The sequence below is a fragment of the Streptomyces sp. NPDC002817 genome (assembly GCF_053592055.1).
In genome coordinates, this window is record NZ_JBSFUY010000028.1 from 1 (window position 1) to 12,816 (window position 12,816).

Consider the following 12,816-nt stretch of genomic DNA (forward strand, 5'->3'; position numbering starts at 1 on the left):
ATGCCGACCTCGTGGAGACGGTCCTCGGCCTGCTGGCCGTCCAGCTCGGACTCGCGCAGGTCGACGAGGATCAGGTGCACGTCGGTGCCACCGGACAGCACGTTCACCCCGGCCTCGCGGGCGTCCGCGGCCGTCAGGCGCTCGGCGAGGATCCGCGCACCCTCCACCGTACGCGCCTGGCGCTCCCTGAACTCCTCGCTCGCGGCGACCTTGAAGGAAACCGCCTTCGCCGCGATCACATGCTCCAGCGGACCGCCCTGGAAGCCGGGAAAGACGGACGAGTTGAGCTTCTTCGCGAAGGCCTTCTTCGCCAGGATGATCCCGCCGCGCGGGCCGCCCAGGGTCTTGTGCGTGGTGGAGGTGACGACGTCGGCGTGCTCGACCGGATTGGGGTGCAGCCCGGCGGCGACCAGACCGGCGAAGTGCGCCATGTCGACCCACAGATACGCCTCGACCTCGTCGGCGATCCGGCGGAACTCCGCGAAGTCCAGCTGGCGCGGGTAGGCGGACCAGCCGGCGATGATCACCTTGGGGCGGTGTTCCTTGGCCAGCCGTTCGACCTCGGCCATGTCGACCAGGCCGGCCTCGTCCACGTGGTAGGCGACCACGTGGAACTGCTTGCCGGAGAAGTTCAGCCGCATGCCGTGGGTGAGGTGGCCGCCGTGGGCCAGGTCCAGGCCCAGGATGGTGTCGCCGGGGGAGGCCAGCGCGAACAGCGCGGCCTGGTTCGCGGAGGCACCCGAGTGCGGCTGGACGTTGGCGTACTCGGCACCGAACAGGGCCTTGACCCGGTCGATGGCGATCTGTTCGGCGACGTCGACGTGCTCGCAGCCGCCGTAGTAGCGGCGGCCCGGGTAGCCCTCGGCGTACTTGTTGGTGAGGACCGAGCCCTGGGCCTCCATGACCGCGACCGGCGCGAAGTTCTCGGAGGCGATCATCTCCAGGGTGGACTGCTGACGCTCCAGCTCGGCGTCGACCGCGGCGGCGACATCCGGGTCCACCTCGTGCAGGGGCTGGTTGAAGAGGGTCATCGACGGTCTCCTTGGGTGTGGGCGCAGTGAGCGGCACAGGCGTCGGCTCAGAGCGCGACCGCGGCGGCGGGGACGAGGGTGCGGCGGAGCCGGTTGAAGAACTTCGGCTGGTTGAGGGAGAGCACCGCGACGGGGGTGCCCTCGCGCCGGTAGACGGCGGTGAAGGATCGGCTGTCGACGTCGCCTTCGACGATTTCGGGCTCGGCTCCGGGGGCGACGTGTCCGGCGAGCTGGATGCGCACCTGGTACTGATCGGACCAGAAGTACGGCGCGGTCAGCGGCGCCGGGGCCGACTCCCCGCGGAGCAGTGTCCGAGCGGCGGTCCGCGCCTGCTCGGTGGCGTTGCTCCAGTGCTCGATTCGGGCGTGGCGCCCGGTGAACGGGCTGGGGCAGCGGGCGACATCGCCCACGGCGACCACGCCCGGGACACCGGTCGCACAGCCGGCGTCGCACACCACACCGTCGTCCACCCGCACGCCGGATCCGGCGAGCCAGTCGGTGGCGGGCCTGACACCCACGCCCACCACGACGACGTCGGCGGGCAGCACGCGCCCGTCCGTCAGCCGTACGCCGGTCACCCGGTTCTCGCCGACGAGTCCCGCCACTCCGGTTCCCCTCAGCAGACGGACCCCGTGATCGGTGTGGAGCGAGGAGCACACCAGCCCCATCTCCCGCCCCAGTTGGCGTTCCAGGGGTACGTCGAGTGCCTCCACGACGGTGACGTCGAGCCCCAGTCCGCGGGCGGTGGAGGCCACCTCGGCGCCGATGAAGCCGGCGCCGATGACGACGAGCCGGGGCCGTCCGTCCATCAGTTCGGCGCGCAGGGCCTGGGCGTCGTCCAGGGTGCGCAGGGTGTGGACTCCGGCCGGCCCGTCCGTGCCGGGGAGCATCCGGGCACTGGCGCCGGTCGCAATGACGACCCCGCCGGTGCGTACGTGCCGTCCCCCGGCCAGGGTGACGGTCCTGGCCACAGGGTCCAGTCGCACCGCGCGCTCGCCGAGGAGCCACTGCACGTCCAACGCCTCGTACTCATCGGCGTCACCGAGCGCGAGCGCGTCGACGTCGAGGTCCCCCTTGAGGAAGTCCTTCGACAGCGGCGGGCGGTCGTAGGGAGCATGGCGCTCCTCCCCCACGACGACGATCTCGCCGTCGTAGCCCTCTGCGCGCAGCGCACGGACCGTACTCAGACCTGCCAGCGACGCTCCGACGACGGTGATGCTCCTCATGCGGGCTCCAGACGGAGAGGTGTCTCATATAGCACAACGACACTCGTTATGCGCAACATGGTTTCCGTGCGGCGCGGAGGTTGTCAAGGGAGTGGTCGTCCTTCAATTTCTGATGGCGCGCGCAGTTGCACATTTCGCAACGTGAGCCCGAAGGGGATCAACCGGCGGGCGGCGCGTCGATCCGGTCCTGTACCCAGGTGTGGAACTCGCCTATGTGGTGCTCGCTGGGGACCAGGACGCCGCCCTTGGCGTAGACCCGTGAGCTCATGCCCGGCTGGGTGCGTTCGCAGGCGTCGAAGTCCTGCTGGTTCACGCGGTGGAACAACTCCACCGACCGCGCCACGTCCTTTCCGCTCTCGACGACGTGCGGAAGGTAGAGCCAGTCGCACTCGACGATCGTGCGGTCGACGGACACCGGGTACATCCGGTGGAAGATCACGTGGTCGGGGACGAGGTTGATGAACACCTGCGGCCTGACGGTGATCGCGTAGTAGCGCCGGTCCTGGTCGTCGGCCACGCCGGGGATGCGGTCCAGGCCCTCGGAGCCGTCCACGGTGAAGCCCTCGACGTCCTCACCGAACTCCGCGCCGTGGCCGACGTAGTACTGGGCGGCGTAGCCGTCCGCGAACTCGGGGAGCACCTCGGTGAGTTCGGGGTGGATGGTCGCGCAGTGGTAGCACTCCATGAAGTTCTCGATGATGAGCTTCCAGTTGGCCTTCACGTCATAGGTGATACGTCGGCCCACCTGGAGGTTGTCGATGTCGTAGCGGTCGATCGACTCCACGTCGCCCAGTCGCTCGACGACCGCGCCCATGATGTCCTCCTCGAAGGACGGCGGGGTGTCGGCCAGGCACACCCACACATAGCCGAGCCATTCCCGGACGTGGATGTCGGCCAGGCCGTACTCGGTCCGGTCGATGTCCGGCATCGAGGTCAGGTTCGGTGCGGCGATCAGCTTGCCGTCGAGCCCGTAGGTCCAGGCGTGGTACGGGCACTGGAAGGCTCGCTTCACCTCGCCGGACTCCTCCGTGCACAGCTTGGCGCCGCGGTGCCGGCAGACGTTCAGGAAGGCCTTGATCGAGCCGTCCCGGGAGCGGGTGATCAGCACGCTCTCCCGTCCGACCTGGTAAGTGCGGAAGCTCCCGGGCTTGGCCAGCTCCGAGGCTCGGGCCACACAGAACCACATGGCCTCGAAGATCCGCTCCTGTTCCAGGGCGAAGATCCCGGGGTCGGTGTAGTGCTCCCCTGGCAGCGTGGCGATCAGGCTCGGGGGCAGGCTGGCGGTGGTCATGGAAGGTCACCTCGGGAAGTGTCGGACGCACACACGTCGGGGGGCGCAGAGGGCGATGGGGTGGGGGCTGGGTCCCCACGTCACAGGACGACCACTGAGCGCAGGACCTCGCCGTGGTGCATCTCGGCGAACGCGGCTTCCACCTCGTCCAGCGCGATGGTCTCGGTGACGAAGTCGCCCAGGTCGAAGCGGCCTTGGAGGTAGAGGTCGATCAGGGCGGGGACGTCACGGGAGGGCAGGCAGTCGCCGTACCAGGAGGCCTTCAGTGCCCCGCCGCGGGCGAATACGTCCAGCAGGGGCAGGTCGAGGGTCAGCTCCGGGGTGGGGACGCCCACCAGGACGGCGGTGCCCGCCAGGTCGCGGGCATAGAAGGCCTGTTTGAAGGTCTCGGGGCGACCCACCGCGTCCACGACGACGTCGGCGCCGAAGCCGCCGGTGAGGCTGCGGATCGCCTCGACGGCGTCGGTCCTGGAGGAGTCGACGGTGTCGGTGGCGCCGAACCGCTCGGCCCACTTCAGCTTCCGCTCGTCCACGTCGACGGCGATGATGCGGCCGGCACCGGCCAGCTCGGCGCCCGCGATGGCGGCCATGCCCACACCACCGCAGCCGATCACCGCGATGGAGTCACCGCGGCCGATTCCTCCGGTGTTGACCGCCGCGCCGAACCCGGCCATCACTCCGCAGCCGAGCAGCCCCGCCGCGACGGGCGAGGCGGTCGCGTCCACCTTGGTGCACTGGCCCGCGGCGACCAGTGTCTTCTCGGCGAAGGCCCCGATACCGAGGGCCGGGGACAGGGGGGTGCCGTCGGTGAGTGTCATCGACTGGGTGGCGTTGTGGGTGTTGAAGCAGTGCCACGGCTTCGCCTTGCCACAGGCCCTGCATGCGCCGCAGACCGCACGCCGGTTGAGGACGACGAAGTCGCCGGCCACGACGTCGGTGACGCCGTCCCCGACCGCCTCGACGACACCCGCTGCCTCGTGGCCGAGCAGGAACGGGAACGCGTCGGTGATGCCGCCCTCCCGACAGTGCAGGTCGGCAAGGCAGACGCCGCAGGCCTGCACCCGCACCAGCGCCTCACCCGGTCCGGGCTCCGGCACGAGAATGGTCTCCACCGAGACCGGGGCACCCTTCCGCCGGGCGACGACGGCACGTACCTCATGTGTCACTGTCGGTCTCCTCATCGAGGGGCGGCCGAATCGAGGCCGAGCCACTGCCTGGGTTGCATATAACGCAACTTCGTTCGCTATAAGAAACGAACGCCCAAACTGTCCCGCCACCGACACCCACTGTCAAGAGGTCGACGGATCGGACCCTCTCCGCCACGCCACCCCTTGACCGGTACGGCGCCCACGTTGGAGCATGTTGCGCATAGCTCTACTTGTTGCGTAATACGCAGCTACACAACGGAGGATGGCATGTCCCCTCGACCGCAGCCCGGCCGCGAGTTCGTCCTCACCCTGTCCTGTCCCGACCAGGCCGGACTCGTCCACGCCGTGACCACGTTTCTCATGAGCCACTCCGGCAACATCCTGGAGAGCCAGCAGTTCGACGACCGGCTGCAGAACCGCTTCTTCATGCGGGTTCACTTCGATGTCTCGGATCCCGCGGTCTCGCTGGAGCGGCTGCGCACGGGGTTCGGTCCGGTCGGCCAGGCGTACGGGATCAGCTGGCGACTGCAGGACGCCTCCACACCGACGCGAACCCTGATCATGGTGTCCAAGTTCGGCCACTGCCTCAACGACCTGCTCTTCCGCAGATCCACGGGCGCGCTCAACATCGAGATACCGGCGATCGTCTCCAACCACCGCGAGTTCGAGCCGCTGGCGCGCACCTACGGCATCCCCTTCCACCACATCCCGGTGACGAAGGAGACCAAGGCGGAGGCCGAGGCACGACTGCTCGGTCTCGTCGACGAACTGGACGTCGACCTCGTCGTCCTCGCCCGCTACATGCAGATCCTCTCCGACGACCTGTGCAAGCAGCTCGACGGACGGGCCATCAACATCCACCACTCGTTCCTGCCGAGCTTCAAGGGGGCCCGCCCTTACGTCCAGGCGCACCAGCGCGGTGTGAAGCTCGTCGGGGCGACGGCGCACTACGTCACGCCCGACCTCGACGAGGGCCCGATCATCGAGCAGGACGTCGTCCGCGTGGACCACTCGCGCACCCCCGACGAACTGGTCGCCATCGGCCGCGACGTCGAGGCGCAGGCACTGTCCCGCGCGGTGAAATGGCACAGCGAGAACCGTGTGCTGATCAACGGCCACTGCACGGTCGTCCTGCGCTGACGGGCGACGGACAACACCGGGTCCGCGGAGCTCAACAGCCCGCTGACCGGCCGGCATCGGGCGCACCGTCGAATTCCACGACACCGGATCCGACAGAGAGAACCCATGATTATAGTTGCGCCATGAGCAACCACACGGCAGACGGCGAAACAGCCGGGCCCGCGGTGAACGGGGTGCAGTCCGTCGACCGGGCCGTCAGCGTCCTGGAGATCCTCGCCCAGCGCGGCGAGGCGGGCGTCAGCGAGGTCGCCGCGGAGATCGACGTCCACAAGTCGACCGCCTTCCGGCTGCTCGGGGCGTTGGAGGCGCGCGGTCTGGTCGAGCAGACGGCCGAGCGCGGCAAGTACCGCCTCGGTTTCGGCATCGTGCGGCTGGCCGGCGCCGTCACGGGCCGTCTCGACGTCACACAGCAGGGCCGGCAGGTGTGCGAGCGGCTCAGCGAAGAGGTCGGCGAAACCGTCAACATCGCGGTCCTGCAGGAGCATTACGCGGTCAACCTGTACCAGGTCCGCGGTCCGGGCGCCGTCGGCACCCACAACTGGGTCGGGCAGCTCACCCCGGTGCATGCCACGTCGAGCGGCAAGATCCTGCTGGCCCACCTGCCGGCGAAGGAGCGCGCCGACGTGCTCGCGGAGTCCGGGCTGCGGAAGCTGACGCCGCGCACCCTGACCACCGAGGCGACGCTGGAGAAGGACCTCACGGAGGCCCGGGAGCGCGGCTACGCCGTGACCCTGGAGGAACTCGAGATCGGACTGCACGCCGTGGCGGCCCCGATCCGAACCCATGACGGCGAGGTCGTCGCCGCCCTCAGCGCCTCCGGCCCCGCCTACCGCTTCACCGAGGAGCGCATCCACGAGCTCGTACCCGCCCTCCTCCAGGGCGCGCACGAGATCAGCCACCGCATGGGCTACCTGGGCTGACCCCAGCTCCTCCTCGACCGGAGGGCTGGGGGCCGGCCTTCACTCAGACGTACTCCGTCGCCGCGTCCAGCAGCCAGTCGGTCAGGTAGCCGGCGAAGGACGAACGCACCAGGACCCAGAAACCGGCCCTGGAATCGGCCCGGGCGACCACGATGACCTGCGTACGGCCCAGAGTGGTCTGGGCGCAGCGTCCGGAGCCGAAGCTCCGCGGATGCAGGTCCAGCGCGCAGCCGTGCGCCAGCAGATCGTGGGCGCGGGGGCCCGCCACGAGCAGCGTGGTCCGCTGTGCGGAGACGTCGGTGACGGAGACGGGTTCGTCTCCCGCGGCCGCGCGGATCCGGCTCTCCAGCTCCCGCTCGCTTCCGGGCGGACCGACCAGCAGCCATTCGTCCGGGCCGAGCCACAGCACGGTCAACTCCCCCGCCCGGACAACGGTGTTCGGCTGCAGGGGCAGTTGCAGGTCCAGCGCGAGCCCGACGGCTTCCGCCGCCGTCCCCTTGGCGTCGAGGCGCACATTGAGCTGGGCCAGGAAGGGGAGTTCGGCCAGCCGGACCGCGCCCCCGGAGGTGCGGGTGGCGGCGGCCAGCCGGACCGCGACCTGCGACAGGGGGCTGCGGGGCGGGGCGGTCAGTGCGGTGTCAGCCATCGCGGCGGGCTCCCTCGGGGTCGTAGAGGACAGGGCTTGCGACGGTCACCGGGACCAGCCGGTCGCCCACGGGGGCGTACAGCCGCTCACCGATGCGCTCGCGGCCGCCCTTGATCAGGGCGAGCGCGAAGGTCCGGCCCAGCGCCGCGCTGCGGTAGCTGGAGGTGACGTGGCCGAGCATCGGGACGGGCGGCGCCGGGAGGACGCTGTCGGCGACCAGGTGGGTGCCTTCGGGGAGGAAGGTGCCGGGGTCCTCGGGGAGGAGGCCGACCAGGTGCTTGCGGTCGGCGCGGACGGTGTCGGCGCGGGCGAAGGAGCGCTTGCCGATGAAGTCGGGCTTCTTCTTCGACACGGCCCAGCTCATACCGAGGTCCTGGGGGGTGACCGTGCCGTCGGTGTCCTGGCCGATGATGGGGTAGCCCTTCTCGGCACGCAGGACGTGCATGGTCTCGGTGCCGTACGGGGTGATGCCGTACGGCGCGCCGGCCTCGTACAGGGCCTCCCACAGGGCGCGGGCCTGCCACGGTGACACGTTGATCTCGTAGGCCAGTTCGCCGGAGAAGCTGATCCGGCAGACCCTTGCGTCGATGCCCGCAACGACCGTCTCGCGCCAGGCCATGAACGGGAAGTCGTCGTTGTCGACGGCGAGTTCGGGTGCGAGCGAGCCGAGAACGTCGCGGGAGCGGGGGCCGACCAGGGCGACGGTGGCCCACTGTTCGGTCACGGACGTGCAGTGGACCTTCAGTTCGGGCCACTCGGTCTGCAGCCACTCCTCCATCCAGTCCAGTACGGCGGCGGCGTTGCCGGTCGTGGTGGTGACCAGGAAGCGGTCCTGGGCGAGGCGGATGACGGTGCCGTCGTCGAAGACCATGCCGTCCGGGCGGCACATGACGCCGTAGCGGATCATGCCGACCTTCAGGGTGCTGATCATGTTGGTGTAGAGCAGGTCGAGGAAGACACCGGCGTCCGGGCCCTGCACATCGATCTTGCCGAGGGTGGAGGCGTCCATGAAGCCGACGCTCTCGCGGGTGGCGGCGCACTCGCGCAGCACGGCGGTCTCGATGTCCTCGCCGTTCTGCGGGTAGTACCAAGGGCGCTTCCACTGGCCGACGTTCTCGAACAGGGCGCCGTGGTCGACATGCCACTCGTGGACGGCCGTCGTGCGGACCGGGTCGCTCAGGACACCACGGTCGCGGCCGGCCAGCGCCGCGAAGGATACCGGTGTGTACGGCGGCCGGAACGTGGTCGTGCCGAGTGCCGAGATGTCCACGCCCAGGAGTTCGGAGACCACGCCGCCGGCCAGGATGCCGGACGTCTTGCCCTGGTCGTTGGCGGTGCCGGCGGTGGTGTACCGCTTGGTGTGTTCGACCGAGCGCATACCGGCGCCGGCCGCCCGGGCCAGGTCGTCGACGGTGACGTCCCGTTGGAGGTCCACGAAGCGGTGGGGGCCGGAGGTGCCGGGGACGACGTACACGTGCATCGGGGGCGTCGGTCGCGGCTGCGCGGCCTCGGCCGGGAGGCGGGGTGTCTGCGGGGTGTAGCCCTCGGACTCGATCGCGCGAGCACCGGCGGCGGAGCCGTGGGCCAGGACCTCGGCCGTGGCCAGGACGCCGTTCGCGCTCCCCACGACCTCGACCGCCTGTCGGCAGGCGTCGGGCACGAAGGAGCCGAGCGTCTCGTCGTAGCGGAGCTTTCCGCCTGCCTGGCTGTAGAGGTGCGCGACCGGGTTCCAGCCGCCGGAGACCAGCAGCAGGTCGGCGGCGAACTCGCGCTGTCCCGCGGGGTCCCCGTACGGGGCGACGGTCACGGCGGTCAGGCGGGGGGAGCCTTCCGTGCCGGTGACCGCGTGGCCGGTCAGCACCTCGATGCCGGCCTGGCGGGCGCGCTGTGCCCACTCCCCCGGTTCGGGGCGGGTGTCGACGACGGCGGTGATGTCCACGCCCGCTGTCTTCAGGTCCAACGCGGCCGCGTAGGCGCTGTCGTTGGTGGTCAGGACGACCGCGTGGCGGCCGGGGAGGGCGCCGTGCCGGTTGACGTGGGTGCGGGCCGAGGAGGCCAGCATCACTCCGGGGCGGTCGTTGTCCGCGAAGGCCAGTGAGCGTTCGTGGGCGCCGGTGGCGAGGACGACGCGGCGGGCGCGGATGCGCCAGACACGTTCGCGGGAGACGTTGTCGGGGGCTGCCGCGCCGAGGTGGTTGGTGCGGCGTTCCACGGCGAGGAGGTGGTTGTCGTCGTAGTGGCCGAAGACGGTGGTACGGCGCAGGACGCGGACCTCGGGTGCGGCGTCGAGGAGTTCGGCGACCTCTGACACCCAGTCGAGGTGTTCGCCGGTGCCCAGGAGGCTGCCGCCCGGCTCCGGCTGGTCGTCGGCGAGGATGACCCGGGCGCCGCTCTTCGCCGCCGCCGCGGCTGCCGCGAGGCCGGCCGGGCCGGCGCCGACGACCAGGAGGTCGCAGTGGGCGTGTACGGCGTCGTAGCGGGCGGGGTCCGGGTCCGTGGCGAGGCGGCCCTGGCCGGGGAGGCTGGTCGCGACCAGGCCGTCGTAGAGCTCGACGGTGGTGGCGGGGAGCATCGGCTCGGGGAACGGGGCCTCGATCTGGATGACCGCGTTGGGTTCTTCGACGCCGGCCGAGAAGATGCCTCGGGGGCGGCCGAGCTTGATGCTGGTGCCTGCCTGGATGACGCCGTTGGCGAGGAGGGCGGAGGCGAGGGAGTCGCCCTTGTAGCCCTGGTAGTCGGTGCCGTCGAAGGTGAAGGTGAGGGGGGTGTCGCGGTGGATTCGGCCGCGGGTGGGGTGCCGGAAAAGCTGAGTTTCGCCCCCGCCGCCCTTACCCTCCCCCAGAGGGGGGACCCCCACCATCCCCAGGGGCTCTGCCCCTTCGACCCCGCCAGGGGGCTCCGCCCCCTGGACCCCCGTCGGCCCTGAAGGGGCCTTGTCCTCAAACGCCGGACGGGCTGAGTGCACTGGGCGGGGCTCGACGGGCGCCGGGCGTTCCTCTCCCGTCCTGTACACCGTCAGGATCTCGTTCGTCGATGTGTCTCGTACCGCGTTGAACCACTTGCGGCAGCCCGCCGCATGGCTCCAGCGTTCCGCGAAGGGGCCCTTGGTGTTGTCGCGGAAGAACAGGTAGCGGGCCCACTCCTCGTCGGTGAGGGTCGACGGGGTCTCGGGGTAGGCGACGTGGGCCTGGCCGCCGTAGTGGAACTCGGCCTCGTCGCGGGGCCCGCACCACGGGCAGGGGATGAGCAGCATGGATCGGCTCCCAGTATCCAGTGGTCCTAGTGGGCCACCGCGGCCGCGCCGTGCTCGTCGACGAGCGCGCCGGTGGTGAAACGGTCGAGCGAGAAAGGGGCGTTCAGGGGATGCGGGGTGTCGTGGGCGATCGTGTGGGCGTAGACCCAGCCGACGCCCGGGGTGGCCTTGAAACCGCCCGTGCCCCAGCCGCAGTTGAGGTAGAGGTTGTCGACCGGGCTGAGGCCGATGATGGGCGAGGCGTCGGGGCTGACGTCGACGATGCCGCCCCAGGTGCGCAGGACGTGGGCGCGGGCGAAAACCGGGAAGAGTTCCAGGGCGGCGGCCATCTGTTCCTCGATGATGTGGAACGCGCCGCGCTGGGTGTAGGAGTTGTACGCGTCGATGCCCGCCCCCATCACCAGCTCGCCCTTGTGGGCCTGGCTGACGTAGACGTGGACCGCGTTGGACATGACCACCGTGGGGTGGACCGGCTCCAGCAGTTCCGACACCAGCGCCTGCAACGGGTGGCTCTGGACCGGGAGTTCGATGCCGGCCATCGCGGCGAGGACCGAGGTGTGGCCCGCCGAGCAGAGGGCGACCTTGCCGGCGGCGATCGGGCCCAGGTTCGTCTGGACGCCTACGACTCGGCCGCCGACCACGTCCAGGCCGGTGACCTCGCAGTTCTGGATGATGTCGATGCCTGCCGCGTCCGCCGAGCGGGCGAGGCCCCAGGCCACGTGGTCGTGCTTGGCGATGCCCGCCCGGGGCTGGTAGGTGGCGCCCAGGACCGGATAGCGCACGTCCGGGGAGATGTTGACGATCGGGCAGACTTCCTTGACGCCGTCCGCGTCGAGCCATTCCGCGTCCACGCCGTTCAGGCGGTTCGCCTCCACTCGGCGCACGCTGTCGCGGACGTCCTGGAGGCTGTGGGCGAGGTTCAGCACACCGCGCTGGGAGAAGAGGATCGGGTAGTCCAGCTCCTCCGCGAGGCCCTCCCACAGCTTGAGCGCGTGCTCGTAGATGCCGGCGCTCTCGTCCCACAGGTAGTTGGAGCGGATGATCGTGGTGTTGCGGGCCATGTTGCCGCCCGCCAGCCAGCCCTTCTCCAGCACGGCGACGTTGGTGATGCCGTGGTTCTTGGCCAGGTAGTGGGCGGTGGCCAGGCCGTGGCCGCCACCGCCGACGACGATGACGTCGTAGGAGCGCTTGGGCTCGGGGTTGCGCCAGAGGAAGTCCGGGTGCTCCGGGAGTTCGGCGCCGGGGGTGCGGGGGCTCATCGGACGGCTCCGTCCTCGGGAAGGGACAGGTTCATACGGTGCTCGCGTTCCTCTCGGCGGCCTCGACGACGTTGGCCAGCAGCATCGCCCTCGTCATGGGGCCCACCCCGCCGGGCATCGGTGCGACCCATCCGGCGATATCTGTCGCGTCCGGGTGGATGTCGCCGACCAGGCCGTTGTCGGTGCGGGTGATGCCGACGTCCAGGACCGCGGCGCCGGGGCGCAGCATGTCCTTGGTGATCAGCCCGGGTGAGCCGGCCGCCGCGATGACGATGTCCGCCTCGCGTACGTGCCAGGCCAGGCCCTTGGTTCCGGTGTGGCACAGGGTCACGGTGGCGTTCTCGGAGCGGCGGGTGAGCAGCAGGCCGATCGGGCGGCCCACCGTGATGCCCCGGCCGACCACGCACACCCGGGCTCCGGCCAGCGGTACGTCGTAGCGGCGGAGGAGTTCGACGATGCCGCGCGGGGTGCACGGCAGCGGGGCCTCCACGCCCAGGACGAGCCGGCCGAGGTTGACGGGGTGGAGGCCGTCGGCGTCCTTGGCCGGGTCCATGCGTTCCAGTACGGCGTTGGCGTCCAGGTGCTCGGGGAGCGGGAGCTGGACGATGTAGCCGGTGCAGGCCGGGTCGGCGTTGAGTTCGTCGATGACGTCCTCGACCTGCCCCTGGGTGGCGTCGGCGGGCAGTTCGCGGCGGAAGGAGGCGATGCCCACCTGTGCGCAGTCGCGGTGCTTGCCGGCGACGTAGGCGCGACTGCCCGGGTCGTCGCCGACCAGGACGGTGCCGAGGCCCGGCGGGCGCTCCCCGCCGGCGGTCAACTTGGCGACGCGCTCGGCGAGTTCGCGACGGATGTCGGCGGCGGTGGCCTTGCCGTCGAGCAGCTGTGCAGTCACCGGCTGTGCT

The 12,816-nt window shown here is 70.4% G+C and carries 10 protein-coding genes; 2 read left to right on the forward strand and 8 right to left on the reverse strand.

The annotated features are described in order from the left end of the window. From glyA to ACWD3I_RS36615, 4 genes are all read right to left on the reverse strand, one after another. Positions 1–1,031: serine hydroxymethyltransferase (gene glyA / locus ACWD3I_RS36600; RefSeq protein ID WP_365414133.1), on the reverse strand; the 1,031-nt coding region annotated here is incomplete at its 3' end. Between the two features lie 47 nt (positions 1,032–1,078). After that, positions 1,079–2,257 carry an NAD(P)/FAD-dependent oxidoreductase gene (locus tag ACWD3I_RS36605; protein WP_365414135.1) on the reverse strand — a complete coding sequence of 393 codons (1,179 nt, stop codon included), beginning with the start codon at positions 2,255–2,257 and terminating at the stop codon, positions 1,079–1,081. A 157-nt stretch (positions 2,258–2,414) separates the two neighbouring features. After that, a complete protein-coding gene (locus ACWD3I_RS36610; RefSeq protein ID WP_451084278.1) occupies positions 2,415–3,548 on the reverse strand; it encodes an aromatic ring-hydroxylating oxygenase subunit alpha in 1,134 nt (377 codons plus the stop codon). A gap of 80 nt (positions 3,549–3,628) precedes the next feature. After that, on the reverse strand, positions 3,629–4,714 hold the full coding sequence (locus tag ACWD3I_RS36615; protein WP_365413677.1) for an S-(hydroxymethyl)mycothiol dehydrogenase: 1,086 nt from the start codon (positions 4,712–4,714) through the stop codon (positions 3,629–3,631). 249 nt (positions 4,715–4,963) lie between these two features. On the opposite strand from ACWD3I_RS36615, the gene purU reads away from it, so the two are divergent. Continuing rightward, a complete protein-coding gene (gene purU / locus ACWD3I_RS36620) occupies positions 4,964–5,836 on the forward strand; it encodes a formyltetrahydrofolate deformylase (protein WP_365413679.1) in 873 nt (290 codons plus the stop codon). 122 nt (positions 5,837–5,958) lie between these two features. Next, positions 5,959–6,756, forward strand: a complete 798-nt coding sequence (locus tag ACWD3I_RS36625) for an IclR family transcriptional regulator (protein WP_365413681.1) — start codon at positions 5,959–5,961, stop codon at positions 6,754–6,756. A gap of 43 nt (positions 6,757–6,799) precedes the next feature. Here the strand turns inward: ACWD3I_RS36625 and ACWD3I_RS36630 are convergent, their stop codons facing one another. Genes ACWD3I_RS36630 through ACWD3I_RS36645 form a run of 4 tightly spaced genes read right to left on the reverse strand, consistent with a single transcriptional unit; the run spans position 6,800 to position 12,806 of the window. Continuing rightward, positions 6,800–7,402: a sarcosine oxidase subunit gamma gene (locus ACWD3I_RS36630; RefSeq protein ID WP_365413683.1), complete on the reverse strand. Its 603-nt coding sequence runs from the start codon at positions 7,400–7,402 to the stop codon at positions 6,800–6,802. Next, positions 7,395–10,655, reverse strand: coding sequence for a sarcosine oxidase subunit delta family protein (locus ACWD3I_RS36635; RefSeq protein WP_451084279.1), 3,261 nt, complete (start codon positions 10,653–10,655; stop codon positions 7,395–7,397). Before ACWD3I_RS36635 ends, ACWD3I_RS36630 begins: the two co-directional genes overlap by 8 nt. Positions 10,656–10,681: 26 nt before the next feature. Beyond that, on the reverse strand, positions 10,682–11,914 hold the full coding sequence (locus tag ACWD3I_RS36640; protein WP_266819105.1) for a sarcosine oxidase subunit beta family protein: 1,233 nt from the start codon (positions 11,912–11,914) through the stop codon (positions 10,682–10,684). 31 nt (positions 11,915–11,945) lie between these two features. Next, complete coding sequence (locus tag ACWD3I_RS36645) at positions 11,946–12,806, reverse strand: bifunctional methylenetetrahydrofolate dehydrogenase/methenyltetrahydrofolate cyclohydrolase (protein ID WP_365412159.1); 861 nt, start codon at positions 12,804–12,806, stop codon at positions 11,946–11,948. Positions 12,807–12,816: the final 10 nt, after the last annotated feature.

Excerpts from the sequence above, each read along its gene's own strand:
- ACWD3I_RS36605 (WP_365414135.1), bottom strand. The coding sequence starts at position 2,257 with ATGAGGAGCATCACCGTCGTCGGAGCGTCGCTGGCAGGTCTGAGTACG.
- ACWD3I_RS36610 (WP_451084278.1), bottom strand. The coding sequence starts at position 3,548 with ATGACCACCGCCAGCCTGCCCCCGAGCCTGATCGCCACGCTGCCAGGG.
- purU (WP_365413679.1), top strand. The coding sequence starts at position 4,964 with ATGTCCCCTCGACCGCAGCCCGGCCGCGAGTTCGTCCTCACCCTGTCC.
- ACWD3I_RS36625 (WP_365413681.1), top strand. The coding sequence starts at position 5,959 with ATGAGCAACCACACGGCAGACGGCGAAACAGCCGGGCCCGCGGTGAAC.
- ACWD3I_RS36630 (WP_365413683.1), bottom strand. The coding sequence starts at position 7,402 with ATGGCTGACACCGCACTGACCGCCCCGCCCCGCAGCCCCCTGTCGCAG.
- ACWD3I_RS36635 (WP_451084279.1), bottom strand. The coding sequence starts at position 10,655 with ATGCTGCTCATCCCCTGCCCGTGGTGCGGGCCCCGCGACGAGGCCGAG.
- ACWD3I_RS36640 (WP_266819105.1), bottom strand. The coding sequence starts at position 11,914 with ATGAGCCCCCGCACCCCCGGCGCCGAACTCCCGGAGCACCCGGACTTC.